Source organism: Variovorax sp. Varisp46 (assembly GCF_059491885.1).
Genome location: NZ_CP168515.1, coordinates 4001037 through 4025748, shown reverse-complemented (window position 1 = coordinate 4025748; position 24712 = coordinate 4001037). Strand labels below are relative to the sequence as shown.

Here is a 24712-nt window from a genome sequence, read left to right as displayed (position 1 = left end):
TCATCGAACTGCGCTGGCTGTTCAACTCAGGCCAGCCCAGTTCGGTCAACGATAGCCGTCTGGAAAATAGCGCCGCTGGCCGTAGTCGTCCTGCCAATAGCGGCGACCTCCGTCGTTGTAGACGCGGCGTTCGCGCCCCTCATGAGTTATGACACCTACAGCGGCACCACCAGCCGCTCCGATCGCAGCTCCTGCAGCCACGTCTCCGCCAGTCATTGCACTGATCGCAGCGCCTCCAGCTGCGCCAATCAGAGCTCCTTTGATTGCAGCGCGTCGTTCATGTCGATCCACTGCACAGCCTGTCAGCGTGAGCGTCAACGCCGCTGCAACTGCAAGCACTAGAAGATTGCCATTCAACCTCATCTTTCAGCTCCTTATAAGATCGCCGCACGGCCCGCGATCTGCGAATCGGTTGGAGATTGACGAGAAGACTACCGATAAGGGTTACGCGAACATTGCAAAGGTGTTGCCCCGCGGGTCAGCGCTCATTACGTCAGGTGGCATTGACGTCGCACGAGATCATCTGCCTTCCATTCTGATGTGTGACGATCAGTCGATCTGAATCTTGGCGTCCTTCACGATGCGCTCGTAAGTGGCTGCTTCCTTGTCGATGTAAGTGGAAAATTCGGCCGGAGTGCTCGGGGAGGACACAAAGCCCTGCGGCTCGAGGCGCTCGGCTACGAACGGAGAGCGCATGGCCTTGGCAACCTCCGCCGAAAGCCGCTCAAGGATCGCTGCAGGTAGTCTGGGCGGCGCCCACAGCCCGTACCAGCTGACCATTTCGAAGCCGGCAAAGCCGGATTCCGCGACCGTCGGCACATTGGGCATGGAGGGCAGGCGTTCGCGCGTGGTGACGGCGAGGGGCTTGAGCTTGCCGGCCGCGATGTTGGGAGCAGAAGACGGGATCGCGTCGATGATCATGCTGATCTGCCCTCCCAATACATCGTTGAGTGCGCTGCCCGTGCCCTTGTAGATGACGATGGGCACGTCGAGCTTGCCGTCTCGCTTGATTGCCTCCTGCGCCAGGTGCATCGGAGATCCGATGGCTGAAGTTCCGAACGCGTACTTTGACGGCTCGCGGCGGGCCGCCGCGAGGAACTCTTGCAGATTCTTGCCCGGCACAGCCGGGTTTGCCACGGCCACCATCGGCACCGACCCCAGCAGAGAAATCGCCGTGAAGTCGGTCTTCACGTTGTATGGCGTCTTCTTCATGAGAAAAGGGCTCGCGACAAGCGTCGGTGATTGAAGCAGGAGTGTGTAGCCGTCGGGCGATGCCTTGGAGGCCATGTCGCTTCCGATGGATCCGCTGGCACCAGGGCGATTGTCCACGATGAACGGCTGGCCCATCTGCTCCCCCAGCTTCTGTGCCAACACCCGGGCCACCAGATCCACGGTGCCGCCCGCCACGTACGGCACGATGATTTTCACGGGCCGCGAGGGATAATTGTCCGCGATGGCCGGGATGCTTCCAGCACATAGCGCAGCGGTTGCGATCGCTTGCAGGAAGATTCTCTTGTTCATTGTTTGTCTCCGGATGATTTGAAGCTCGGTCTTTTTGGCGCCGTCTCAGCAGCAATTCATCTTCAGCAAGCGAAGGGCGTTGCCGAAATAGATGCCGTCCTGTACGTCCTGTGGAAGATTCAGTTCGTCGATCGCCTGGGGAATGGTTCTCAGAAACATCGGTCCCCCTTCCGGATCGAAGGGGCAATCAGTTGCGAAGACCACCTGCTTCGGATCGAAGAAGTCCAATCCGCAACGAATCCCCGACTTGCCGCCCGCCAATGCCGTGTCGACGTAGAACATCTTGAAAAAATCGATGGGGCGCTTCTTCATGCGCTTGAGCAGCCCTTCGTAGTCTTCGCCCGATGTCCGGGAGCCGAACTGGTCGAGACCGGGGCCGACGCGTCCGTCGAAGTACGGGATCATTGCGCCCATGTGGTGCGTGATTACTTTGAGTTCGGGGAGTCGTTCGAAGAAGCCGGAGAAGACCATGCGAGACATTGCCGCGCTGGTTTCGTAAGGCCAGCCGAAGGTCCACCAGATCTCGTATTTCGACTTCTCCTCGCTCGCGTAGTCCGTCATGCCAGCGCCACGGGCCGGATGCATCCACACCGGCACGTCGTACTTCTTGCTTGCCGTTTCGAAGATGGGCCAGAAATCCGGATCGTCCAGAGGGCGCCCATTGACGTTGGTGAAGACCTGGATTCCACGTGCGCCGAGCACCGTGATCGCGCGCTCCATCTCCTCAAGCGCTGCCGGTACATTGTTCATCGGCAAGGATGCGACGAACGCCGGAAACTTGTCCGGATGAGCATCGCGAATCTTTGCCATCTCGTCGTTGGCCAGGCGCGCCATTTCGGGCGAGATCTCGGGCCCGGCGATGAGTTCGATGGGAGGGTTCGAAAGCGTGAGGATTTGCTGATACCCAGGAAAGTCCTCCATCATCTTCAAGCGTGCGTCTAGGTCATAGAGGACCGGGATGGTGAGCCACCGTTTGATGGCTCCCTTGTCCTTTGCGATTTCCGCCATCTTGTCAAAGTAAGCCTTCGGCAGGATGTGTGCGTAGCTGTCGATTTTTCGCATTCTTGCTTTTCGTCATTCGATGCCGTAGGTCGACATCAGGTTCTTCATACGCCGGACCGCCAGTTCCGGCTGCTCCAGCAGATGGGCCGCATCGGCCAGCCGGAACAACTCGGCGAAGTGCTGCAGCGAACGCGTGCTCTGCTGGCCGCCCACCATCGTGAAGTGCTTCTGGTGGCCGTTGAGCCAGGCCATGAATACCACGCCGGTCTTGTAGAAGCGCGTGGGCGCCGCGAAGATGTGGCGGGACAGCGGCACCGTGGGGCCGAGGATCGCGTGGAACTTCTCGGTGCGGCCCTGGGCCAGTGCGCCCAGCGCGGCGCTCGCGGCGGGAGCGATGGCGTCGAAGATGCCAAGCAGTGCGTCGCTCTGGCCGTGCGTCGGCTCATTTCCGAACCCGTCGCCCGCAATCAGCTCGGCGTAGTTGAAATCGTCGCCCGTGTACATGCGAACGCCCTGGGGCAGCCGCCGGCGCATCGCGATTTCCTTGTCCTTGTCGAGCAGCGAGATCTTGATGCCGTCGACCTTGCCTGGATGCGCCGCGATGATGCCCACGGCGGTGTCCATCGCTGCATCGACATCCTTCGTGCCCCAATAGCCGGCCAGCGCCGGGTCGAACATGTCGCCGAGCCAGTGCAGCACCACCGGCTGCTTCGCCTGGCGCAGGATGTGGTCGTACACGCGCTCGTAGTCGGCCGGGCTCTTGGCCACGCGGGCCAGCGCTCGGCTGGCCATCACGATGAGCTTGCCGCCGAGCGCCTCGATGGCGGCCATCTGCTCTTCGTAGCCGCGGATCACGTCGTCGGCGCTCTTCACGTCGTCGATGTTGAGGTGGTCGGTGCCGCAACCCGAAGCGACCAGCGCGCCCGGCACGTCCTTCGCGGCATCGAGCGAGCGTCGGATCAGCTCCAGCGAGGTCGGCCAGTCGAGCCCCATGCCGCGCTGCGCGGTGTCCATGGCCTCGGCCACGCCCAGGCCCAGCGAGAACAGGTGGCGGCGGTAGGCGATGGTGGTGTCCCAGTCGACCGCGCACTGCAGCCATGGGTCGATGGCCGCGAGCGGGTCGGCTACGACGTGCGCGGCCGAGTAGGCGATGCGGTTGAACTTGACGCCCGCATCGGACTTGATCGGAGCGATGCCGCGCAGCGCGTAGGGTGCGAGCGTGCCGCCGGCGGTGGGGAGGGTGAGCGAAAGCGCCATGCCTGCCTCAGACTTTCAGCGCGGGCACGTCGACCCAGCGGCGGTCCTTCCACGACTCGAGTGCGGCCTCGACCAGCTGCACGCCCTTGGCGCCTTCGGGCAGCGTCCATTTGTAGGGCTCGTTCTCGACCACGTGGCGAATGAAGTGCTCCCACTGGATCTTGAAGCCGTTGTCGTAGACCTGCGAATCCGGAATCTCCTGCCACTGGTCGAAGAAGTTCATGGTCTGCTTCTCGTCGGGGTTCCACACCGGGCGCGGCGTGGCGACGCGGCTCTGCGCGCGGCAGCTCGACAAGCCCGCGACGGCGGAGCCATCGGTGCCGTCCACATGGAAGGTCACGAGGTCGTCGCGGCGCACGCGCGTCGCCCAGCTCATGTTGATCTGCGCGATCACCGGCTCGCCGTTGTGGCCCTTGAGTTCGCAGGTGGCATAAGCGGCATCGTCGGCGGTGGCTTCGTAGGGTTTGCCGGCTTCGTCCCAGCGCTTCGGGATGTGAGTGGTACCCAGGCAGCTCACCGACTTCACTTCGCCGAACAGGTTGTCCAGCACGTAGCGCCAGTGGCACATCATGTCCAGGATCATCCCGCCGCCGTCTTCCTTGCGGTAGTTCCAGCTCGGGCGCTGGATGGGCTGCAGGTCGCCCTCGAACACCCAGTAGCCGAACTCCAGGCGCACGCTGAGCATGCGGCCGAAGAAGCCGGCGCGGCGCAGCATGTCGAGCTTGCGCAGGCCGGGGAGGAAGAGCTTGTCCTGCACGGCGCCATGCTTCAAGCCGGATCCTTCGGCCAGGCGCGCGATCTCGACGGCCTCGTTCAGGTTGGTGGCGATCGGCTTCTCGCAGTACACGTGCTTCCCGGCGCGGATGGCCTTGGCCAGCAGCATGGGGCGCATCTGCGTGGTGCCGGCATCGAAGAAGAGGGAGTCGTCCTTGTTCTCGAGCGCCTTGTCGAGATCGGTGCCCCAGCGTGCGATGTCGTGGGCCTTGGCAAGCGCTTCCATCTTCTCGGCGTTGCGGCCGATGAGGATCGGGTCGGGCATGACCCTGTCGCCGTTCGACAGCGTGACGCCGCCTTGCGCGCGAATGGCGCAGATCGAGCGGATCAGGTGCTGGTTCATGCCCATGCGGCCGGTGACGCCGTGCATGATGATTCCTAGACGTTGGGTGCTCATAAGAGGAGATTTCTGAAGGGCGGCGCAGGAGCCGGGCCACCGTCGGCGGAATGCAGGATGCTTGCCTCAATTCACTATTGGTGAATTATGGGGCGAAAAATTGGGACCGACAAGGTCCCCGCGCGTCGTTGCTGCTAGCGAAGCGCGTAAGCGGTGACGACGTCGATGATGTGCAGCATGCGCTGGGTGAGCATCTTCTGGCTGCCAAGCTCGCAGCTGAAGCCGACAGAGAGCGTGTGGATGTTGGACAGGTAGAAGTAAGCGCAGCCTGCGATCGTGATGTAGAGCTGCATGGGGTCGATGCCGGCGCGGAACACGCCTTCCTTCTGCCCGCGCTCGACGATATCCGACAGGGTTTGCAGCAGCGGGGAATTCAGCGCGCGGATGCGCGGTGAGGCCGCCAGATGCCTTGCCTTGTGCAGGTTTTCGCTGTTCAGGAAGATGATGAATTCGGGGTGGGCAATGTAGTAGTCCCAAGTGAATTCGACCAGCCGCCGCAGCGCGGCCAAGGGTGCCATGCCCTTGAGGTCCAGATACAACTGGGCATCCCGGATCTCCTCGTAGACGCTCTCGAGCACGGCCGAGAACAGGCCGTCCTTGTCCTGGAAGTAGTAGTACGCCAGCCGCTTGTGCACGCCGGCCTCCGCCGCGATCCGCTCCAGCCGCGCGCCGCCCAGGCCGTGAACCGAGAACTCTTTTCTCGCGGCCTCGAGGATGGCTTTGCGTGAACGGTCCGCGTCGCGCGTCTTGGCTTCTGCTGTGCTCGCTGTCTTCATGGGCAATTCTTCAATGCGCTCACCGCGGGTGAGTTGCTAGGGTTAATGCGTAGGCAAGTATGGCTGACATGCAGGAACTTTCATTTCACAATTCACTAATGGTGAACTAGGGGGCGAGGAGGGCGGCCAATCCATGGGCCGGCCTGACCTTGTCACCACCGCTTTCCCACCCAAAACCCATCGAGGAGACTTCATGAAAAAAACCATCGCGGCAGTCACTATGCTGTCCTGTGCAGGTGTAGCCATCGCGCAATCGTCCGTCACATTGTTTGGTGCGGTGGATGCCGGCGCCAGCTACTACAGCACGACCAGTTCTTTCTATAGCAACACCACCCGTTTGCTCTTGCCCGCAGCGGAAATCAAACGCAGCCAGACCGTGCTCTCCAACAGTGGCACAACACCCAGCCGGCTGGGTTTTCGTGGCACGGAGGATCTGGGTGGTGGCATGGCGGCGACCTTCTGGATGGAAGCCGGGCTGGCCAACGACTCCGGTACTGGAGCCGGTACGGGCGGGGTCATTGCCTTTAACCGTCGGTCTACTCTGAGTCTCTCAGGGCCCTTCGGCGAAGTCCGTCTTGGCCGGGACTACACGCCTACCTACTGGAACGATGCTGTCTTCAGTCCGTTCAGCACGCTGGGAGTCGGCAGCAACGTCGTGTCGAGCGTGGGGAGTAATCTGCAGGTCGCGAAAGGGCCAGGCTCTGCTGTCTCTGCGACGGACAACTACATGCGCACCAGCAACAGCATCGGCTACTTCCTGCCGCGGGGGCTGGGCAACTTCTATGGGCAGGTCCAGTATGCGCTGCACGAGAACACAAGCCAGAGCAATGCGCCAGGCACACCGAGCGCGAAGGGCCGCTTCGTCGGCGGGCGGTTCGGATATCTCTCACAAGCTCTGGATGTGGCGCTGGCCTATGGCGAAAGCACCGCTGCCGATGCGACGACGCTGAACGCAGCAGGGCTGCCCACCGGGACCCGGTTGCGCGAGAAGATCAAGACACTCAACCTCGGCGCCTCTTACGATTTCGGGACCTTAAAGCTCTTCGGAGAGTTGTCGCAGGTGTGTGATGTTTCCGTGTCGACCGCGCCTGTCTCCGTACTCGGTTTGCTCACCACGCGCGAGGTCGACAAGTACAAGGGCGGACTGCTCGGCGTCACGGTGCCGGTTGGCGCTGGCTTGATCAAGGGGGCCTTCTCATGGGTGAAGTTCAACAATGACCTAGGTGCCGCCGCCACGCCCTTCGCACCCGATCGCGATGCATCGGTGCGCAAGCTTGCCATCGGCTATGAGTACAACCTTTCGAAGCGCACGGCGCTATATGCCACAGTGGCACGGATCCGGATCAAGAACGGGCAGAACAGCCCGGCCATCATGGGAGTGGTCCCCGGCGGTACTGGAGGCTATCTTTCCACCGGTGCCGGCACCTCGGGCTATGCGCCTCGCGCGGCGACGGGCTACGACTTCGGCATGAGGCACGCGTTCTAGACAGGCGGGTAGGGCTGCGCTGCGCAAAAGGGGCCAGTGACGGACCGAGGTTCCGATCACTACGGAATCGGGCTTTTGGCGGTTGTGGCCGGGATCCACACAGCGGCTGCGCACCCGGGGACGCCGCCGAATGTTTCTGCCCGCCGATCTGCGTAATGTTTGCGCAATCTCGGTCCATAGGATGGCCCTCCGACCCCTGTGGATCTCAGATGAAATACATCCAACCTGCGCACGTGCCCTTTTCCTGGACCAGAGCCCTCTGGTTTCGTATCCGGACACTCTGGTTTCTGAAAATGATCGGTACGGTCACGGGAATCTCCGCATTCTTTGCTGTGTACTTCTGGACCATGGAACAAACGGCGGGCCGGGCGATCACGATGCCAATGACGTGGATCGATCAATGGATTGGCGTCAACGAATTTGCGTTTGTACCTTACGTGTCGCTTTGGCTTTACATATCACTCGCCCCTGCCTTCGCGTTGAACGCAGGCGCGCTGCGCGCCTGCGCCGCGGGAGCCTTGGCCATTGCTCTCTTGGGCATCACATCATTCTGGCTCTTTCCCACCGTTACACCGCCGTTCGGCGTTGAGTGGTCCCAAGTTCCAATGCTCCGCCTTCTGAAAGAGTCCGACGCCAGCGGAAACGCATTCCCCTCGCTGCACGTGGCGTTCGCTGTGTACAGCGGGTACATCATTTCGAGCCAGCTGAAGAGCATTCGCTCGCCGCATTGGGTCCGAGCTCTCAACTGGTTCTGGTGTCTCGCCATCATCTACTCGACGCTTGCGACCCGTCAGCACGTCTTCGTCGACGTGGCCGGGGGCATACTCGTGGCCTGCCTGGCGCGGCGCGCGGCGTGGAGCCCGTGGGGGCGCGCGATGTGGCAACGTCCCGGAAGGCTGGCTCGCTCCAGGCGTTTGGCGGAGCAGCTGGATGGCCGGCGACTCGCGGACTGACCTTCGATCGGGCAAACTGCCTCCGATTTGCCTGGATGGGGCTCGATAGCCAGCCTCGTTTGACCCAAAGTATGGTTCGCCCTTGAAAATCCTTGTAGTTGAAGACGATTCCGATTTCGCGCAGGCGCTGGCGTCCGCCCTGCATGACAATTCGATGGTGGTGGACATCGCCTCGTCATTGCGTGAAGCCATGCATCTCGCAATCGATGCTGACCACGATATCTTCATCGTGGACAGAGGCCTCCCCGATGGCGACGGCCTTGCCCTCATTGAATTTCTTCGAGGTTCCGGCCGGTCAACGCCAGCGCTGGTCTTGACCGCGATGGGCGAGGTAACGGAACGGGTTCGCAGCCTGGATCGTGGCGCGGATGATTACTTAGCCAAGCCGTTCTCCATCGACGAACTCATGGCCCGGATTCGGGCTCTCGCGCGCCGCCCCGTTGTGCGTGCGCAGCAGATTAGTGTCGCCGGACGGCTGCATTTTGACCACGAATCACGCCAGTTCCAAGTCGGGAACGAACCGCTTGCCTTGACGCGACGCGAGCTTCTGGTGCTCGAAACCCTTCTCCTGTCGACAGGCCGTACGGTATTTCGGCAGCGGCTGCTGGAGCGCATTTATGGAGATGCGGATGACATACGCTCGAACTCCTTGGACGCCCACGTATCCAGAGTTCGATCCAAGCTGGAGCAATCGGGCGCAGGCGTGGAAATACACGCCATTCGTGGGGTCGGCTATCTGCTGAAAACGTCCGCATGAAACCAAGATCCCTGCGCTGGCGACTGGTCGGAAATCTCGTCCTCCTGCAGGTTGTCGCCAGCTTGCTGGCGCTTCTCGGCGTGATTGCGATCTTCGGCGCGGTAGGAAGATTCGTGGACGAAGGTGGGGAACGTACGGTGCAGATCATCGGCAGGTCGATCGAGCACACTGCCGACGGAAAGCTTGTGCTGGGAGCGACCTCGGAAGTGCAGCGGCTGTTGGGCGCTGCACCCAACCTCTGGTTTGTAGTGCGCAACTCGCAGGGATACGAGTTGCGGCATGGCGATGTCCCTTCACGCTATGTCGCGTTGCTTCGGGTCCTGGATGGCAAGGAGCGGTCGGCTTTGGATCTCGCCGAATCCGTCGGTCGGCCTGCAGCTCGGTTCGAGCGGATCGATACAGATGGAGGAACTGTCAACGTCATGGTGCAGGCTGGGGCGCCACTGTCCTTGGTAGACAAGTTCAAATGGATAGCGACGGCCTACCTCGTATTGGTGGCTCCCACCATGCTTGTGACAGCACTGGTGGTGCTTGTGGCTACGCCATTTGTCATCCGGCGCGGATTGGCAGGAACGGTAGCTACTGCGGCCAAGGCGGAACATATCGACATCGACCGCCTTGAAACGCGCTTGCCAATGACCCAAGTGGCTGCCGAGATCCAGCCGCTCGTGGCGGCTGTCAACAGAGCCTTCGATCGTCTCGACGAGGGCTACAAGCGTCACGAAAGATTTCTGGCGGACGCGGCGCATGAGCTACGAACTCCCATTGCAACGCTGCGCATACAGATCGAGTCCTTGCCTCAAAACACCAGGGACAAGCCGCGGCTGCTTCGGGCTACAACGCGATTGGCCACACTGGCTGAGCAACTGCTTGATCTTCAAAGGCTTACACGCGAACCAGCATCCATCGATTCCGTCGACCTTCGGCTGCTCTGCGAGCGGGTGGTCGGCGATCTGGCCCCTCTGGTAGTCATGAATGGCTGTTCGATTGCGGTCGATGCTCTCGATGCTATACGCGTCCGCGCCGACGTGACTTCGATTGAGCGCGCGGTGGCGAACCTGATTCAGAATGCCATTGAACATGGTGGCGAAGGATGCGAGATTCGTGTCAGCGTCTATCCACCCGCGACAATCGAGGTGTCCGATTCCGGGCCCGGCATTCCGGAGGATCAACGCGGGCGGATCGTCGAGCCTTTCTACCGACTTCGCGCCCGCGGGGGCGGAGCCGGCCTCGGTTTGCACCTCGTTTCCGAAGTGGCCAGCATTCATCAAGGGCGGCTCGAAGTCGGGTCATCCGACCTTGGAGGGGCGAGCATGCGCCTGGAGTTGGGCGGGCTTGGGGCTTGAGAACGAAGACTGAAGAGCAAGACTTGGGGAAGGATGATGTCTTGGCCGGAGCGGCGAGGGCAACCTGCCCCAACATGTCGCGCAAACATGCAGCTAGATTTGTGGCTCTCGCGGAATTCCAGTCACGGTCACCGGCATAGGGTCTCGCGCTGCCCGCTTGAAGATCGACGGTGAAACTCCGGTGTGCTCCTTGAAGAAGCGAGAAAAGTTTCCAGGCGCAGAGAAGCCGAGGTCCAGGGCGACCTGAGTCAGTGCGCTGCCTTCCGCTACGCGCCGCATGGCTTCCTCGACGCGCACGCCGCTCCAGAAGACTTGTGGCGTTGTGTTGAGCTGGTCTCGGAAAAGGGCGAAGAAGTGACCGCGCGACAGCCCTACCTTGGCGGCGATTTCATCAATGGTCGTGATCTCGGAGACATGCTCACGCATATATGAAATTGCGCCGCGGAGCCGTTGGTCGAGCATCCTGTGAACCGCAGGAGTCTCGGCGCCAGTGGTCGAAGTCGCGATGGCCGCTTCCAGCAGGCGTTCGACCTCGCCGTCGATAGACGAACGGGCGTCTTGGGCGGAGATAAACAGGTCGAGCACGCGCCAGCACGACCGGCGAAGCGCGGCATTGATGGGCACGCGAGGCGACGGAAACCGAAAGCTGCGGCCTGTTGTATCTCCAAGGTCGTCCAGCCATTGCCGCGAGATCATGAAGACCAGAAAGAGGCAGGAACCGCCGCTGCTCTCCATGACCATGTCGTGGGCCTCGAAGGCGTTGACGCCGAGCGCGACGTCCTCGCCATAGGGCACGACTTCGCTGCCCACGTGGGCGACGGCGCGCGTGCCGCCGAGCCACAGCGCAAGCTGCGATTCCGAATGCGCGTGCGCGACTAGGTTCGCACGTGATTCCAGAACGATCGCCGTACCGAACGCCCCTTCGTGCAGTGCGTATGCCTCCGACATCTTTCGGGTCCTTGAATCATGGGTCAACGGCTCAATTGTTCGTCCGCACTGGTCTAGCAGGGAGCCCTCCCCGGGTAACTCCCTAGCACTTCACCCGACTCTTCGATACGTCGCCGGATGCATCGATAAGCCCTCGAAGGCTCGTTTTTCTACAGTTGATCCGTCCCTGCGGCACCTCCATTGGCGCCGCGGCCAGCAAGGCAAATCCCAGGAGCAAACCGAAATGCGCATCGCAACCTTCATCATCGACGGCACCCGCAAAGTGGGCGTGGTTTCCGGCGACGGACTGTCTATCCAGCCGCTCGACCTGTCGTCCGCGCAGGCGGATGCGGGCATCTTGAGCATCATCGAAATAATGGCCGGCGGCGGCGCGCTGCCTTTATCGATCGCCCCCAAAATCAAGATGGGCGACGTAGCGCTCGATGCGCCACTGCCCAAACCGCGCCGCAATCTCTGGTGTGTTGGGCGCAACTATCACGCACACGCCAAGGAACTCTCGGCCTCGGTCTTCAAGGACAACAGCGCTGAGACTGACGAGTGGCCGATCGTTTTCACCAAAGTACCGGAGTGCGTGGTCGGTCCGCATGACGACGTGCTGGTTCCCGCCGGCGTCTCGACCCAGATCGACTACGAGGCCGAGCTCGCCGTCATCATCGGCAAGGGCGGCAAGAACATCACGCGCGCTGCGGCGATGGACCATATCTTTGGCTACACGGTGGTCAATGACGTGACGGCGCGGGATGTGCAGATCCGACACGGGCAATGGGACCTCGGCAAGTCCTTCGACACCTTCTGCCCGATGGGGCCGTGGGTCGTGACGGCGGAAGAGTTCGATGGCACCAGGGCGCGCGTGCGCTGCTGGGTCAACGGCGAGCTGCGCCAGGACGGCCCCACGGAGAACATGATCTTCGACATTCCGATGTTGATCGAAACCATTTCGCGCGGCATCACGCTGTATCCGGGCGACGTGATCGCCACCGGTACACCGGCAGGGGTCGGCATGGGAATGACACCGCCGCGGTACTTGAAGTCCGGTGATGTGGTGCGCGTCGAGATCGACGGCTTGGGTGCCATCGAGAACAAGTTCGTCTGAGCCGCACCATGGCGACACAACTCATCCACGGTCTAGCCGTCGAGATCGATGGCGACGGCGATGCACTGCTGTGCATCCATGGGCTCGGCGGCTCGTCGAACACCTGGACGCCGCTTCTTGCCGCGTTGTCAGATTTCAGAGTGATTCGGCCGGACCTGCCTGGCAGTGCGCGCTCATCGCTGTTGCAGGAGCCGCTCTCGATCGAAGGCTATGCGTTGAAGCTCGAAGCCTTGCTCTCGGCGCTTGGCATCGAGACGGTGCATGTTGTCGCGCACTCTCTTGGAACCATCGTTGCGCAGCACCTCGCGGTTCGCAATCCCTCCAAGGTCAAGTCACTGGCGCTCTTCGGCCCGCTAGTTGCGCCGCCTGACGCGGCCAGGCCGAACATCCTGGCGCGCGCGGCGATCGCGCGTGGTGGGGCGGTGGCGATGCAGGAGATTGCCGATGCCATCGTCAAGGCAGCCACAAGCCGGGAGACGAAGGTCGAGCAGCCTGCGGTGCTCGCGCTGGTGCGTGAAAGCGTGATGCGCCAGTCTCCCGAGGGCTATGCGCAAAGCTGCGAGGCGCTGGCTGCGGCGCAGTCGGCCCGGATCGAGCGGATCGGCATACCGACCTTGCTCGTGACCGGCGACCAGGACGGCGTCGCGCCGCCAGCCAATGTCGCTGTGATGAGCTCACGCATTGCCGGATCGCGACAGGTGGTCTTCGACGGCTGCGGCCACTGGACCACCTTCGAGAAGCCGCGACGCTGCATGCAGGAACTCGAGCGGTTCCATGCATCGCTGCGCTGATTCTTTTCCAGATTATTAGGTTTCATCCACCATTTCCGGCATTCACGACCGGAGGAGACATGTCATGACCCGCACTGCATTCACCAATGTCCGCATCTTTGACGGCACCGGCGAAGACCCCTATGTGGGCGACGTTCTTGTCGGAGGAAAGCGCATCCTCGAAGTTGCGCGCGCACCGCAGAAAGTCAGCACCGACGACGCCTGCGTGATCGAGGGCAGGGGCCGCTTCCTCATGCCCGGCATGACCGAGGCGCACACGCATTTTTCATGGAATGACCAGCCTTCGCTCGCCGCAATCCAGTTCATGCCACCCGAGGAGCACATGCTCTGGTGCGTACGGGTGGCCAAGCGCTATCTAGATATGGGCTGGACTTCCGCCATTGGCGCAGCGGCGGCCAAGCCGCGGCTCGACGTGGTGCTGCGCAATGCCATCGACGCTGGGGAGTTTCCCGGCCCACGCTATCTCGCAGGCAGCCAGGAAATCACGACGATCGGCGCGCTCGGGGACAACACGCTGCCGCACATGAAATTTGAGGAATTGAGCTTCGGCAGCGTCTGCAGCGGACCCGAAGAAATCCGCAAATCGGCCCGCACCTTTATCAAGTATGGCGTCGACCATTTGAAGATCAACCTTTCCGGCGAGTACATCGCGGGCCTGCCGGCGGAGATGTCCCCGTTTGCTGAGGACGAGGTGGCGATGCTGGCGCAGGAGGCCAAGCGCTATGGCAAGCGCATGGCTGCGCACGCCCGGTCCAGCGAATCGGTCAAGCAGTGCGTGCGCCACGGCATCGAAATGGTCTATCACGCCAGTTTCGCCGATGCCGAAGCCCTGGACATGCTCGAAGCTGCAAAGGACAAGCACTTTGTCGCACCGGGTATTGGCTGGTTGATCCGCACCACCTACAACGCCGCCGAATACGGAATCACCGAGGCCGTGGCCACGCAGATGGGCTACAAGCGCGAGCTGGAAATTGCATCGGCCTCGCTGCGCGAAATGCACAAGCGGGGAATCCGCATCCTTCCGGGCGGTGACTATGGCTTTGCATGGATGCCGCACGGCACCAATGCCAACGACCTTCAGTATTTTGTCGACTACATTGGCATGACGCCGAAGGAGGCCTTGCTTGCGGCGACCCGGCTCGGCGGCCAGATCATGCAGCGGTCAGATGAACTCGGCCAGCTGAAGGAGGGCTTCCTGGCAGACATCGTCCTGGTCGACGGCAATCCCTTGACGAATCTCGGGCTGCTGACGGACCCGGTGAAGATTCAGCTCGTGATGAAGGATGGGGTCATCCACAAAGACTGCGTAACGCCGGTGCCTATGGATGCGGCGCTTCATCGAAACGGCGCGGACGCCCCGTTGCGGGAGCAGGGTGTCAGGGAAGCGCTTGCGGACCTGACCTGAGGCCAGTGGCACGAGCGTGTGCGGCATCCAATCTCCAGGCACTTGCCAGAGCAAGAGAAGATTTCGGAACAATCCAGTCGGGCTTCTCAGTTGCGTTGCCTACGTGCAAGCGGCTCTGGGCGCGCCGCGCGGTAAGCGCGCGGTGATCCCGTCTTGAGCTTGGCCCTAGTGTCTATGACGATGGTGTCCACCAAGGATTTAGGTGGACACCTATGGAAGACTCCAAGCGCGTGAGCCGACGGCGCCACGCGGCCGATCTGAAGCGGCAAGTGTTGGCGGCGTGCGCAGAGCCCGGGGCGTCTGTGGCTCAAGTGGCGCTGGCTCATGGCCTCAACGCCAACCTCGTTCACAAGTGGCGCCGCATGGTCGACGCTGGAGGTATCGCCTCCAAGGCCGGTGACCCGCACGCCGAGTTCGTCTCGCTCACGCTGGCGCCAGATCCCACCGTCGCAAATGACATTCACCTTGAGCTTCGCCGAGGCGCGATCGCGGTGAACGTGACCTGGCCGCTGAGCGCGTCAAGCCAATGCGCCGCCTGGCTGCGCGAGATCCTCAGGTGATTCGCGTCGACGCGCTGTGGCTGGCCATTGAGCCGTTGGACATGCGTGCGGGCACTGAAGCGGCGCTGGCGCGCGTGGTGCGGGTCTTCGGCTCCGCGCGCCCGCACCACGCCTACCTGTTTGCCAACCGCCGCGCCAATCGCATGAAGGTCCTGGTGCACGACGGCATCGGTATCTGGCTGTCGGCACGACGCCTGCACCAGGGCAAGTTCGTCTGGCCCAAGGACAGCGGCAGCACCCTCAGCCTGCCCCCTCCCCAGTTCGATGCACTGGTGCTCGGTCTGCCGTGGCAGCGTATCGGCGAAGCTGGGGTGATCTGCGTGCTGTAGTGCAATTGCCGAATGTGCTGATGCGTGGGTGGGCACGATGGGGCACCATCACCGTCCGTGATCGACACGGCCGACCTTGACCAACTGGACGCGCAGCAACTGCGCGAGATGGTCCTCTCGCTCAGAAGAGGAGCCGCAGCCGACAAGCTCGAGATCGAGCGCCGAGACCACGAGATCGCGTTCAAGCAGACGGCAATCGACAAGCTCACGCACGAGATGGCCGTGCTCAAGCGGCTGAAGTTCGCCGCCAAGTCTGAAGCCTTCAACGCCGAGCAGAAAAGCCTGCTGGAAGAGACCATCGACGCCGACTTGGCGGCGATGGAGCGTGAGCTGGAGGAACTCGCGGCCGCGCCGTCTGCGCAGCGTGAGAAGCAGCAGCCCAAGCGCCAGCCACTGCCCGCGCACTTGCCGCGCCGGGAGATCCGCCACGAGCCCGAGAGCACCACCTGTGCCTGCGGCTGCACCCTCCAGCGCATCGGTGAGGATGTGGCCGAGAAGCTCGACTATCAGCCTGGCGTCTTCACGGTGGAGCGCCACGTTCGCGGCAAATGGGTCTGCACGAAGTGCGAGACGCTGGTGCAGGCGCCCGTCGCCCCGCACATCATCGACAAGGGCATCCCGACGGCTCGGTTGCTCTCACAGGTGCTGGTAGGCAAGTACTTGGATCACCTGCCGCTGTACAGGCAGGAAGCCATCTTCGGTCGCGCGGGTGTCGCCATCCCGCGCTCGACGCTGGCCAGCTGGGTCGGGCAGTGCGGCGTGCAGTTGCAGCCTCTGGTCGACGCGCTCAAGCGCGAGATGCTCGAAGACCGCGTGCTGCATGCCGACGAGACGCCGGTGGCGATGCTCAAACCCGGCAACGGCAAGACACACCGGGCGTACCTCTGGAGCTACTGCACGACGAGCTACAGCGCGCTGCGCGCGGTGGTGTTCGACTTCGCCGACAGCCGTGGTGGCCAGCATGCACGCGCCTTCCTCGGGCTGCCGGGCGAGCATGGCTGGCGCGGCACGCTTGTGTGCGATGACTTCAGCGGCTACAAGGCGTGCTTCGAGCTCGGCGTTACCGAGGCGGGCTGCTTGGCGCACGCCAGGCGCAAGTTCCACGAACTCTGGGCCAATCACGGCAGCCCGGTCGGCGAGCAGGCGCTGAAGTTCTTCGGTGAGCTCTACGCCGTCGAACGCGAGGTCGCCGAATTGATGCCTGAGGAGCGAAGGCGAATACGACAAGAGAAGTCGCACAAGGTGGCCGATGCCCTGCAGCAATGGCTCGCCGGGCAACGGCAGAGGGTGCCGGATGGTTCGGCCACGGCCAGGGCAATCGACTACAGCCTCAAGCGCTGGCAGGCGCTCACGCGCTACATCAACGACAGCGATCTGCCGGCGGACAACAACTGGGTGGAGAACCAGATCCGCCCGATCGCCATCGGACGATCGAATTGGCTGTTCGCGGGATCGCTACGGGCAGGCCAGCGCGCGGCGGCCATCATGAGCTTGATCCAGTCAGCGAAGCTCAATGGACATGAGCCGCACGCGTACCTCAGCGACGTCCTCGAGCGGCTGCCCACGCAGCCGGCCAGTCGCGTCGGAGATTTGCTGCCGCATCGCTGGCAGCCAACCGCCGTGCACTGATCGAAGGACCGTCGTCAAGACGGGATCACCGCGCGCTTACGCCGCGCGTCGCTTTCGGCTATATCTGGGACGTGTTGGCATAGGGTGCGACTGACGCACGTTCTCGTTGACATTGAAGTTCTCGTCGATGGCAGGGAAGGTCCTCTCTGGGCGCAGTCCTCGCGTTCGCCATTCCATGCAGCCGGCGCTGATCGGCGTTGCGGCTGCAGGATGGTGAAGGTGGAGCCCGGTTGCATCCATGAGCCGATGAGCGTGCCGCACGCCGCATTCCAGCGCGACGATAAAGGGGCTCGCAGATGCAGCCCAGGATCAGGACCGATCACGCATGCGACTGGTCAACAAGATCAAGGAGGCCTGCGCGCGCAACGGCAGTGGCGCTATGGTGCTGTTCCGCAACGAGGCGCAGCAGCAGCCTAAACGTCCCGACGCCCGAGTTCAGGCCGTTAAAGCTTTCGGAGTTGTAATTACTCCATCGGATGCCAACGCTTCGATAGCAAGCGCATCCATTCCCAACCAGTCAGCAAGGATTTCAGCCGTATGCTCGCCCAACTCCGGTGCCGGCTCAAACTCGCGAGTCGGCGTATTCGACATTCTTGGAACGACCGCTGGGACCTTCAACGGGCCTAGGCGTGGGTGTTCCATTGTCGCAATATTGCCGCGCGCTTTATAGTGTTCATCCTCCGTGATTTCTTGCACGGACAGGATCGGGGAAAATGCAAGGCCTGCCTTCTCGAGCGACGCCATGACTACCTCGACGGGTTGCTTATAAATCCAATCTGCAACTATCGCATTGATGGCGTCCAAATTTTGGACACGGCGGGCATGACTGGTGAATCTTTCATCCGTGATCAAAGACGGCATCTCCATGAGCTCACAAAGCCGCTTGAAAACTGTGTCCGCAGACACCGTCAGCGCAATGTATCGTCCATCGGAAGTAGGAAAATGATCGCCGGGAGCAGCAGCGAAGTGCTTGTTCCCCGTGCGCTCCCGTTTGGTATTGGATTTTTCATAGGCGGTCACCATGACATCGGTAAAACGGAAGACCGCTTCGTAGAGCGCCAGATCAATATGTTGCCCGGTGCCCCCAGCGGCATCTCGCCCGTAGAGTGCAAGCATGGTACCGAATGCACCAAACAGTGCGGCTTGATAGTCTGCCATTGCAACCCCTGGTCTGACAGGCGGGCGGTCTGGAAATCCCGTGATGTTTAAGACGCCCGCGAAGGCCAATGCGATCCGGTCGTAGGCTGCTCGGGAAGCGTAGGGGCCGGTTTGACCGTAGCCAGAAATGCTGAGCAAAATTAGATCGGGATTAACCTTGCTGAGCGTGTCATACCCAATCCCCCATTTCTCCATCGTCCCCGGACGGAAATTCTCAACTACGACGTCCGCCTTAGAAGCCAAATCAAGGAGCAACTTCTGCCCTGCCGGTACACGTAGGTCGATTGTTACGGACTTTTTATTTCTTCCTTCCACGTGCCAGCTGAGGCTCTCGCCATCTGCAAACGGTCCTAACTTGCGGATCGTGTCGCCTCCTCCAGGCTGTTCGATCTTGATGACATCGGCGCCGAAATCGCCCAAAAGTGTTGCAGCCACGGGACCAGCGAGCATGGTTCCCAAATCAAGTACCCGCACACCCGTCAACGGGTATGTCTTCACAGCAATAGAAGTCATCATTCGTCACCTTGAATTTAGGGGCTCGCAGAATCGCGCAGCGACATTTGAACGGCATGCCGGAGGGCTGGAGTAGCGAAACGAGCTCGGATGAAGGGGAAGACGCCCCACAGCCGACTTGCCATTTAATTTAACTGGATGTTTGCGCTCCGAATGACTTTCCCATATACCTCGGTATCGCTGCGCATCACGGACAAGAGTTCTTCCGGAGTACTCCCCACTGGACTGATCCCCATGCGTTCGATCTTCGCGGAGACCTCCGGCGTTGCGATGATGCGAGCCATCTCGTTTGAAAGTTTTGTGATGATCGGCGTGGGAGTGCCTGCTGGCGCGAGAATGCCCAACCAACCATCCTGTTCGAACGAGCGATAACCCAGTTCACGGAAGTTTCTAAGTTCAGGCAGTCCCGGAAGCCGTCGCGTGCCCGTCACTGCCAAGAAGCGGAACTTTTCTGTGAATTGACGTGCGGTGACGCTGTCCAGGAAACCTGCGCTCACCTGTTGGCCTATCAAATTGGTTGCCAGGGGCGCACTTCCTTGAAAAGCGACCAAGGGCAGATCCAATCCCGCTTGTTGATTGAGCATGATGCTCAGCAACTGCGAGGGTGTACCCACGCCATAGTTGCCAATACTGAATTGACTGGGATTGGCCTTCGCCTGGCGAACGAACTCTTCAAGTGAAGTTGGTCCGCTTTTCGGCACGGCGAGCAACAAGGGTAGGCGAGCGATAAGGGTGATAGGAGCCAGTTCCTTGAAGGGATCCACGGTGGCACTTCGTACCAGTAGGGGCTGAAGTACCAGCCCTGATACTCCCAACAGAATCGTATATCCGTCGGCCGGCGCGCGCGCCACGGCACGAGCTCCCACCATGCCGCCGGCGCCGGTCCGATTCTCGATGATCACGGGCTGGCGCAATGAATCTTGGAGCTTCTGCCCGACGACGCGCGCCGTTTGGTCGGCCACGCCGCCGGCGGGATAAGGAACAACCAGCGTGATGGGTTTAGCAGGGAAAGTTGCAGCGCTGCCTTGAGCCAAGGAAGTGGCGGCCATCGTAGCGAGGCCGAGAGAGAGGCACAGCTTGGCCAATGACAGGAATCGCATTTCAAGTCTCCGTTTGGATGGGGGCTGATTCTTAGAGTTGCTGAACTTTCTCCTGGTCGAGCCAGACGGCGTGCACGCCGAACGGAACGCGTTGCGGAAGGTGCAGGCGACAGACTTCGTCCATGGTCTTGGCATCCAGCACGAGAACCTCGGCCCTGTCCTTCTCCATCATCAGGTCCAGGATGTAGCCGTCATCCTCATCGACCGCGCCCTTCTTAGGAACGAACAGCGGTTCTCCGCCGTATTGGTTTCCGTAGTCCACATACTTGATTTCGCGCTCGTTCAGGATGTCGTACTTGAGGGTGCCCTTGCCCATGTAGCCCTCCTTCTGCTCATCAAGGAGGTAGCAGTAGCGCATCTTCTTCCCGCGGTATCCGACGTGGAAAGAGCAACGTTCGTAGCCCCACTCGACGAGCACTCGGTCTTCCAGCACCTCGTGAGCTTCCGGATCAATCACCCATCGCGAAAGCTGAGCATGCGACTCTTCCGGGGTGTGAATGGGGACCGTAGTAGGGTATTCGTGGAATCGCGGACCGTACATCACGATGTTCGTGCCCCCGTCGGGCCTTTCTTCTTCCCACGCATTGAGCAAATGCCAAATTGCACCTGGCCTGCTCGTCGAGATCCAGCGAATTGGCGTGTCGCTATCGAACTTGCGCGGCAGTACGCCGAAGCGCATGTTGTATCCGGTGTCCCAGTAGTACATGCTCCCGTTTTCTTGCTGCAGCCCATTTCTATCGACCCGCATGGAGATGTCCGGGAAGATGATGTAGTTCTCGGTGATGCAGCACTCATGGATCCACGCCATATGCTTCGGCGGCTGCTGATAAGTAAGTGACCGAACCACTTCGTTGTTCGACACCTGCACAATGGTGATACTTCCGTCATAGCGGTTGGTCGCCACGCTGTACATGTCGCCGGTGTCAGGATCGATCGCGGGATGGGCGGAGAACGGTCCGGTCAGCTTTCCTCCCCAAGTGGTGGGCTCGCCAGTACCATCGATGACCAGTTCCCCGTTTTCCTTTCGGACATACAAAAGAAACGGATAGCCGGCCTCGTTAAACGTGTAGAGCTGGCCTTGGTGGAACTGGATGGCCGTGCCGTTGCCCGTGCCGCTGAACTTGAGTTCCGGCAACGCACCTTCCTTGTATTGCTTTTGCAGCCATTCCATTTTGGCTAAAGTCGCCTTGCCCCCGGTCAGCAGTTCACCCATGCTGATGTAGACGTCTCGGCCAAGCGCCCTTTCAACTTGGAAGCGCTTCGAACGGACATAAGAATTGGTATAGGTGGCCTGACCATTCTTGATGTGGACCTGGTGAAGCATGCCTGGCCCATCGAACATCTGATACCGGATCGCCATTGGATCAAACTGAGGATTCGTTCCGTTGCGGATATATACGCCCTCAAGATCCGGCGGGAGGGTGCCCGTGACCGTGACAGGCGCGCGCTGCAACTCGGTATGAATCGCACGGAAGCCCCAATGGCTATAGGCACTCTGTTGGTTGTAGGCCTGCGCCTGGATGGCGGCATCGATGGTCTCAAGTTCTCTTTTTTGGGTTTCGGTGAGTTGCATGATCATGGGTTCCCAGAAATTCTTCGAAAGAAGTACAACAACAAAGTCACCGCGGGCAGGGTCCGGCTCAGCCGTTTGAGCGGCATTTCGAATGATGCGTCCTACGGATCACCTGCGAGGCGGACCCTGCTCGTGGGTACAACGGCCGCTGTCGCACCCCGCCCGGGTTTGCGACACGTTGGTATGACCATTGCATATTGCTATGATAGAAGGCCTCTCCCCTGAGGCTCAAGCCCCTGCAGCATGATTATTTCCAGGGGCGCGTGAGTTTTCGTATCGCCTCGGCGGCGCAATTCAGCCGCCCCGCGCTATCGGTACGATGATTTACTGTCAGGCCAACAATCTTGTACAAGATCGCCTCGAGAGAGCGCGGAGTGTGTGGGATCTCGACTAAGGCATGCGCAATGGATCAAACAGCCGCCAAAGTACCCGCAATGTTTCAACCCATACCGGCGCAGCGGGCGTTTGAAGTTGTCTGCGAACGGATTCGCGAGCTTGTCGCGAGCGGCAGATTAAAGAAAGGGGACAAGCTGCCTCCTGAGCGTGAGTTGGCGGTTCAGCTTGGCGTCAGCCGTCTTGCAATACGCGAAGCCTTCAGAAGCCTTGAGAACGCTGGCCTCATAGCCTTGCAGAGGGGGCCAAAAGGCGGCGCGTTTATTCAGGCCAGTTCCGATCGCAAGATGACGGAGCTGATGCAGGACATGCTCAATCTGGGAACGATCACGCTAAGCGAGCTGACTGAAGCACGTATATTCATACTCGCTTCGGTTGCACGCTTGGCATGTGAACGAGCCACAACCCAAGACCTAGAGCAAATCGAAGAGAACGTAAGACTTAACGAGGTGGCGCTTAAATCCGGAAGTCGGGAAATTCGGTTGCAGCATGCCACCGACTTCTATGAACTGCTGGCGTCAGCCACAAAAAACAAGGTTATGACGGTTGTCGTCCGATCCCTAACAGACGTGATAAGAGTTATCTTGCAGCGCATCGAAATATATCCGACGCAAGATCTGGCGTTGTCAAGAAGGCGGTTCCTTGAAGCGCTTCAGGCTCGGAATGGGGATCAGGCAGCTCAAGAAATGCACACGCACCTTCGCAAGCTGCACGAACACATCGTTAGGCATGCCGTGGAGCAAAAGCAATCACCCGATTTGACGATGTTATAGGCCCCAGCAATGCGCCACTTGCCAAGTGCCACTAAGCGAAAATTAAAGAATACTCCGCGCGATAATTTCTTTCATGATCTCGTTTGAGCCCCCGTAAATCGGCCCAACGCGTACGTTTGCATACATTCTTGCGATCGGATAATCCATGATATAGCCGTTTCCTCCATGCAGTTGGAGGCATTCGTTGACTATCTCATTGCATCGCTGCGTGCTCCACCATTTCGCCATTGCCGCCTCAGAAGCGTCAAGATCACCATCTAGGCACCTGACTAAGCAATTGTCCAAAAACACCCGTGCAACCTTGGCCTGAGTTGCACATTCGGCGAGCTTGAATCGCGTGTTTTGGAGCTGCGACAGGGATTGTCCGAAGACCTTTCGACTCTTGACGTAGTCGATGGTCATCGCCACAGCTCGTTCCATTTGCGCCACGGCATTCATGGCTATGTACAGCCGCTCCGCTGGCAATTGCGCCATCAACTGCGAAAAGCCCTTGTTCTCCTCGGTGCCAAGAAGATTTTTCAACGGCACCTTTACGTCATCGAAGAAAAGTTCTGCAGTATCAGAGCCTTTATTTCCTAATTTCTCCAATACGCGGCCTTTGCGATAGCCCTCTAGGTTGTTAGTTTCTAAAACTATTATGGACAATCCACGCGCGCCCTTTGCTTCGGGATCGGTACGCGCGACCACGAATACCAAGTCTGCGTGATAACCATTCGTGATAAACGTCTTGGAACCGTTGACTACATAGTGTTCGTCTTGGCGCCGTGCCCGTGTCTTAATCGCTTGAAGATCGGAGCCCGCATCCGGCTCGGACATAGCGATTGCACCAACCAACTCCCCCGAGGCCATACCAGGCAGCCAACGGCGCTTCTGCTCCTCTGTTCCGTAGTGCAGCAAGTAGTGGGCAACGATACCGCTGTGTACCGTGTTGCTGAAGCTTCCTATCAGTGCTCGCGACTGTTCGCTAAAAATAACAATGTCATGCGCTAGGCTTCCTCCGCCTCCACCGTATTCCTCAGGAATGCTCGCACAAAGCAAACCCATGGCGCCTGCTTCGTTCCAAGCACTCCGGTCCATCAACATGTTGTGCGCCCATTCCTCCTCTCGAGGCACGAATTGTTCCTCGAAGAATCGGCGGCTCGCTTCCTGCAGCATTTCCAATTCCGGGGTCAACCAAGGCGACTTGTATTCTTTCATGTTTTATCCGGTAAATTGTCACGTATGTGCCATGGCTATTCTTATTTCATAGCAGGCCAGATGAGGCAATCCACTGCTAAATTTCCGTGGATCTAAATCTCAGCTACGGCTGGGATAACCGCCATAGTTAGGCGAGACACGCAAGTAAGCTTGCCCGCCTGATCGGAAATATCAATCTTCCACACCTGTGTGGTCCGCCCGATGTGGATCGGCATGGCGCGCCCCGTAACCCAGCCCTCACGTACGGCGCGTAGATGGTTGGCGTTTATATCCAGACCAACCACGCTGCTTCCCTCGGAACAACAATGGGCCGCGCCGATCGATCCCAGCGTTTCGGCTAGCACGACCGACACGCCTCCGTGCAGCAGGCCCATCGGCTGGCATGTTTGCCTAGTCACCGGGAGCCGCGCAGTGAGGAAATCTTCCCCCACCTCCATAAACTCTATTCCGAGATGGGTTATTGCGGTATTAGCCGCGCGCCGGGTAAGAGAAGCGACCGAAACCGGTTTTTTCCAGATCAACATGAATGATAACAATTGTTAATAAAGCGATTGTTCGGATGGAAAATTAAAATTGACCACGCTCCTGCTGGCGCTAAAGCAGGTGTCTCCCGTACTTCGCAATTTAGCCACCATCATTCCGGCAACTGCAGCGTCGATGTCGGTGTCGTCGAACACTGTGTAAAGCTGCATTTCCACCAGGGTTCCAAAGGATTCGCTTGACTATGCCAGCGCACTGCGCCCGAATTGTCAGATTGTCCGGAACGCCTCTTCGTGCGGCAAGCGATGAAAGCTTGAGCGGCGTGAGTTAATCTCATGCTCCTGCCTACCAGAGCGCAGCTTGGTGCCAGCGAACACACATCGCTGGCGCCTTGCATTGAGCGCCGCGCGGAGAAGCTGGGAGCCGGATTGCTGCTCAAGATGAGGAGTACTTTCACTGCCCGGAAGAGACGGCCGCGACCTTGCGTGACGGATAGGCGGC

General features: G+C 60.2%; 25 protein-coding genes. 11 read left to right on the top strand and 14 right to left on the bottom strand.

Features of this window, described 5'->3' with window-relative positions; translation table 11 throughout:
• Positions 1-45: 45 nt before the first annotated feature.
• The 6 genes from ACEN9N_RS19020 to ACEN9N_RS18995 all read right to left on the bottom strand — a co-directional run bounded on the left by ACEN9N_RS19020 (position 46) and on the right by ACEN9N_RS18995 (position 5733).
• A complete protein-coding gene (locus tag ACEN9N_RS19020; RefSeq protein WP_495654261.1) occupies positions 46-363 on the bottom strand; it encodes a YMGG-like glycine zipper-containing protein in 318 nt (105 codons plus the stop codon).
• Between the two features lie 186 nt (positions 364-549).
• Positions 550-1521: a Bug family tripartite tricarboxylate transporter substrate binding protein gene (locus tag ACEN9N_RS19015; protein WP_413335858.1), complete on the bottom strand. Its 972-nt coding sequence runs from the start codon at positions 1519-1521 to the stop codon at positions 550-552.
• A gap of 45 nt (positions 1522-1566) precedes the next feature.
• The gene (locus tag ACEN9N_RS19010) at positions 1567-2583 is read right to left on the bottom strand and encodes an amidohydrolase family protein (protein WP_413335860.1); all 1017 of its coding nucleotides are present in this window, start codon (positions 2581-2583) and stop codon (positions 1567-1569) included.
• Between the two features lie 12 nt (positions 2584-2595).
• Entirely contained in the window at positions 2596-3780 is a 1185-nt protein-coding gene (locus tag ACEN9N_RS19005; protein ID WP_495654260.1) for a dihydrodipicolinate synthase family protein, read from the bottom strand.
• A gap of 7 nt (positions 3781-3787) precedes the next feature.
• Complete coding sequence (locus ACEN9N_RS19000) at positions 3788-4951, bottom strand: Gfo/Idh/MocA family protein (RefSeq protein WP_495654259.1); 1164 nt, start codon at positions 4949-4951, stop codon at positions 3788-3790.
• Between the two features lie 134 nt (positions 4952-5085).
• Entirely contained in the window at positions 5086-5733 is a 648-nt protein-coding gene (locus ACEN9N_RS18995; RefSeq protein WP_413335864.1) for a TetR/AcrR family transcriptional regulator, read from the bottom strand.
• Between the two features lie 187 nt (positions 5734-5920).
• Between ACEN9N_RS18995 and ACEN9N_RS18990 the strand changes: the two genes are divergently transcribed.
• The 4 genes from ACEN9N_RS18990 (at position 5921) to ACEN9N_RS18975 (ending at position 10269) form a co-directional block, all read left to right on the top strand.
• Complete coding sequence (locus ACEN9N_RS18990; RefSeq protein ID WP_413335866.1) at positions 5921-7213, top strand: porin; 1293 nt, start codon at positions 5921-5923, stop codon at positions 7211-7213.
• 209 nt (positions 7214-7422) lie between these two features.
• Positions 7423-8166: a phosphatase PAP2 family protein gene (locus ACEN9N_RS18985; protein WP_413335868.1), complete on the top strand. Its 744-nt coding sequence runs from the start codon at positions 7423-7425 to the stop codon at positions 8164-8166.
• Positions 8167-8248: 82 nt separating this feature from the next.
• Positions 8249-8923 carry a response regulator transcription factor gene (locus ACEN9N_RS18980; RefSeq protein ID WP_413335870.1) on the top strand — a complete coding sequence of 225 codons (675 nt, stop codon included), beginning with the start codon at positions 8249-8251 and terminating at the stop codon, positions 8921-8923.
• Positions 8920-10269 (top strand): sensor histidine kinase, encoded by a 1350-nt coding sequence (locus ACEN9N_RS18975; protein ID WP_413335872.1) that lies wholly within the window; start codon positions 8920-8922, stop codon positions 10267-10269. The genes ACEN9N_RS18980 and ACEN9N_RS18975 overlap by 4 nt, the downstream gene beginning before the upstream one ends.
• Before the next feature lie 93 nt (positions 10270-10362).
• Here the strand turns inward: ACEN9N_RS18975 and ACEN9N_RS18970 are convergent, their stop codons facing one another.
• The gene (locus ACEN9N_RS18970; RefSeq protein ID WP_413335875.1) at positions 10363-11217 is read right to left on the bottom strand and encodes a helix-turn-helix domain-containing protein; all 855 of its coding nucleotides are present in this window, start codon (positions 11215-11217) and stop codon (positions 10363-10365) included.
• A 223-nt stretch (positions 11218-11440) separates the two neighbouring features.
• Here ACEN9N_RS18970 and ACEN9N_RS18965 point away from each other — a divergent pair, with 223 nt between their 5' ends.
• From ACEN9N_RS18965 to tnpC, 6 genes are all read left to right on the top strand, one after another.
• On the top strand, positions 11441-12310 hold the full coding sequence (locus tag ACEN9N_RS18965; RefSeq protein ID WP_413335877.1) for a fumarylacetoacetate hydrolase family protein: 870 nt from the start codon (positions 11441-11443) through the stop codon (positions 12308-12310).
• Positions 12311-12318: 8 nt separating this feature from the next.
• Positions 12319-13101: an alpha/beta fold hydrolase gene (locus ACEN9N_RS18960; RefSeq protein ID WP_495654258.1), complete on the top strand. Its 783-nt coding sequence runs from the start codon at positions 12319-12321 to the stop codon at positions 13099-13101.
• 64 nt (positions 13102-13165) lie between these two features.
• Positions 13166-14506 carry a metal-dependent hydrolase family protein gene (locus ACEN9N_RS18955; RefSeq protein ID WP_413335880.1) on the top strand — a complete coding sequence of 447 codons (1341 nt, stop codon included), beginning with the start codon at positions 13166-13168 and terminating at the stop codon, positions 14504-14506.
• Positions 14507-14718: 212 nt separating this feature from the next.
• Positions 14719-15066 carry an IS66-like element accessory protein TnpA gene (tnpA, locus tag ACEN9N_RS18950; RefSeq protein ID WP_495654257.1) on the top strand — a complete coding sequence of 116 codons (348 nt, stop codon included), beginning with the start codon at positions 14719-14721 and terminating at the stop codon, positions 15064-15066.
• Positions 15063-15395: an IS66 family insertion sequence element accessory protein TnpB gene (tnpB, locus tag ACEN9N_RS18945; protein WP_495654256.1), complete on the top strand. Its 333-nt coding sequence runs from the start codon at positions 15063-15065 to the stop codon at positions 15393-15395. The genes tnpA and tnpB overlap by 4 nt, the downstream gene beginning before the upstream one ends.
• Before the next feature lie 108 nt (positions 15396-15503).
• The gene (tnpC, locus tag ACEN9N_RS18940; protein WP_495656404.1) at positions 15504-17024 is read left to right on the top strand and encodes an IS66 family transposase; all 1521 of its coding nucleotides are present in this window, start codon (positions 15504-15506) and stop codon (positions 17022-17024) included.
• A gap of 36 nt (positions 17025-17060) precedes the next feature.
• Here the strand turns inward: tnpC and ACEN9N_RS18935 are convergent, their stop codons facing one another.
• The 4 genes from ACEN9N_RS18935 to ACEN9N_RS18920 form a co-directional block, all read right to left on the bottom strand.
• The gene (locus tag ACEN9N_RS18935) at positions 17061-17285 is read right to left on the bottom strand and encodes a hypothetical protein (protein WP_495654255.1); all 225 of its coding nucleotides are present in this window, start codon (positions 17283-17285) and stop codon (positions 17061-17063) included.
• Positions 17286-17459: 174 nt separating this feature from the next.
• Positions 17460-18698, bottom strand: coding sequence for a CaiB/BaiF CoA transferase family protein (locus ACEN9N_RS18930; protein WP_413333763.1), 1239 nt, complete (start codon positions 18696-18698; stop codon positions 17460-17462).
• 122 nt (positions 18699-18820) lie between these two features.
• Positions 18821-19795, bottom strand: a complete 975-nt coding sequence (locus ACEN9N_RS18925) for a Bug family tripartite tricarboxylate transporter substrate binding protein (protein ID WP_413333761.1) — start codon at positions 19793-19795, stop codon at positions 18821-18823.
• A 31-nt stretch (positions 19796-19826) separates the two neighbouring features.
• Positions 19827-21368: a carotenoid oxygenase family protein gene (locus ACEN9N_RS18920; RefSeq protein WP_495654254.1), complete on the bottom strand. Its 1542-nt coding sequence runs from the start codon at positions 21366-21368 to the stop codon at positions 19827-19829.
• A gap of 404 nt (positions 21369-21772) precedes the next feature.
• Here ACEN9N_RS18920 and ACEN9N_RS18915 point away from each other — a divergent pair, with 404 nt between their 5' ends.
• A complete protein-coding gene (locus ACEN9N_RS18915; protein WP_413333757.1) occupies positions 21773-22534 on the top strand; it encodes a FadR/GntR family transcriptional regulator in 762 nt (253 codons plus the stop codon).
• Between the two features lie 42 nt (positions 22535-22576).
• On the opposite strand, the gene ACEN9N_RS18910 is transcribed toward ACEN9N_RS18915, so the two are convergent.
• From ACEN9N_RS18910 to ACEN9N_RS18900, 3 genes are all read right to left on the bottom strand, one after another.
• The gene (locus tag ACEN9N_RS18910) at positions 22577-23731 is read right to left on the bottom strand and encodes an acyl-CoA dehydrogenase family protein (RefSeq protein ID WP_307642057.1); all 1155 of its coding nucleotides are present in this window, start codon (positions 23729-23731) and stop codon (positions 22577-22579) included.
• A gap of 92 nt (positions 23732-23823) precedes the next feature.
• Positions 23824-24255 carry a hotdog fold thioesterase gene (locus ACEN9N_RS18905; protein WP_413333755.1) on the bottom strand — a complete coding sequence of 144 codons (432 nt, stop codon included), beginning with the start codon at positions 24253-24255 and terminating at the stop codon, positions 23824-23826.
• Between the two features lie 15 nt (positions 24256-24270).
• Entirely contained in the window at positions 24271-24366 is a 96-nt protein-coding gene (locus ACEN9N_RS18900) for a hypothetical protein (protein ID WP_495656403.1), read from the bottom strand.
• Positions 24367-24712 lie beyond the last annotated feature (346 nt).

Coding starts and splice junctions, on each gene's coding strand:
- ACEN9N_RS19020 (WP_495654261.1), bottom strand. CDS start 363: ATGAGGTTGAATGGCAATCTTCTAGTGCTTGCAGTTGCAGCGGCGTTG.
- ACEN9N_RS19015 (WP_413335858.1), bottom strand. CDS start 1,521: ATGAACAAGAGAATCTTCCTGCAAGCGATCGCAACCGCTGCGCTATGT.
- ACEN9N_RS19010 (WP_413335860.1), bottom strand. CDS start 2,583: ATGCGAAAAATCGACAGCTACGCACACATCCTGCCGAAGGCTTACTTT.
- ACEN9N_RS19005 (WP_495654260.1), bottom strand. CDS start 3,780: ATGGCGCTTTCGCTCACCCTCCCCACCGCCGGCGGCACGCTCGCACCC.
- ACEN9N_RS19000 (WP_495654259.1), bottom strand. CDS start 4,951: ATGAGCACCCAACGTCTAGGAATCATCATGCACGGCGTCACCGGCCGC.
- ACEN9N_RS18990 (WP_413335866.1), top strand. CDS start 5,921: ATGAAAAAAACCATCGCGGCAGTCACTATGCTGTCCTGTGCAGGTGTA.
- ACEN9N_RS18985 (WP_413335868.1), top strand. CDS start 7,423: ATGAAATACATCCAACCTGCGCACGTGCCCTTTTCCTGGACCAGAGCC.
- ACEN9N_RS18975 (WP_413335872.1), top strand. CDS start 8,920: ATGAAACCAAGATCCCTGCGCTGGCGACTGGTCGGAAATCTCGTCCTC.
- ACEN9N_RS18970 (WP_413335875.1), bottom strand. CDS start 11,217: ATGTCGGAGGCATACGCACTGCACGAAGGGGCGTTCGGTACGGCGATC.
- ACEN9N_RS18965 (WP_413335877.1), top strand. CDS start 11,441: ATGCGCATCGCAACCTTCATCATCGACGGCACCCGCAAAGTGGGCGTG.
- ACEN9N_RS18960 (WP_495654258.1), top strand. CDS start 12,319: ATGGCGACACAACTCATCCACGGTCTAGCCGTCGAGATCGATGGCGAC.
- ACEN9N_RS18955 (WP_413335880.1), top strand. CDS start 13,166: ATGACCCGCACTGCATTCACCAATGTCCGCATCTTTGACGGCACCGGC.
- tnpA (WP_495654257.1), top strand. CDS start 14,719: ATGGAAGACTCCAAGCGCGTGAGCCGACGGCGCCACGCGGCCGATCTG.
- tnpC (WP_495656404.1), top strand. CDS start 15,504: ATGGTCCTCTCGCTCAGAAGAGGAGCCGCAGCCGACAAGCTCGAGATC.
- ACEN9N_RS18930 (WP_413333763.1), bottom strand. CDS start 18,698: ATGATGACTTCTATTGCTGTGAAGACATACCCGTTGACGGGTGTGCGG.
- ACEN9N_RS18925 (WP_413333761.1), bottom strand. CDS start 19,795: ATGCGATTCCTGTCATTGGCCAAGCTGTGCCTCTCTCTCGGCCTCGCT.
- ACEN9N_RS18920 (WP_495654254.1), bottom strand. CDS start 21,368: ATGCAACTCACCGAAACCCAAAAAAGAGAACTTGAGACCATCGATGCC.
- ACEN9N_RS18915 (WP_413333757.1), top strand. CDS start 21,773: ATGGATCAAACAGCCGCCAAAGTACCCGCAATGTTTCAACCCATACCG.
- ACEN9N_RS18910 (WP_307642057.1), bottom strand. CDS start 23,731: ATGAAAGAATACAAGTCGCCTTGGTTGACCCCGGAATTGGAAATGCTG.
- ACEN9N_RS18905 (WP_413333755.1), bottom strand. CDS start 24,255: ATGTTGATCTGGAAAAAACCGGTTTCGGTCGCTTCTCTTACCCGGCGC.
- ACEN9N_RS18900 (WP_495656403.1), bottom strand. CDS start 24,366: ATGGTGGCTAAATTGCGAAGTACGGGAGACACCTGCTTTAGCGCCAGC.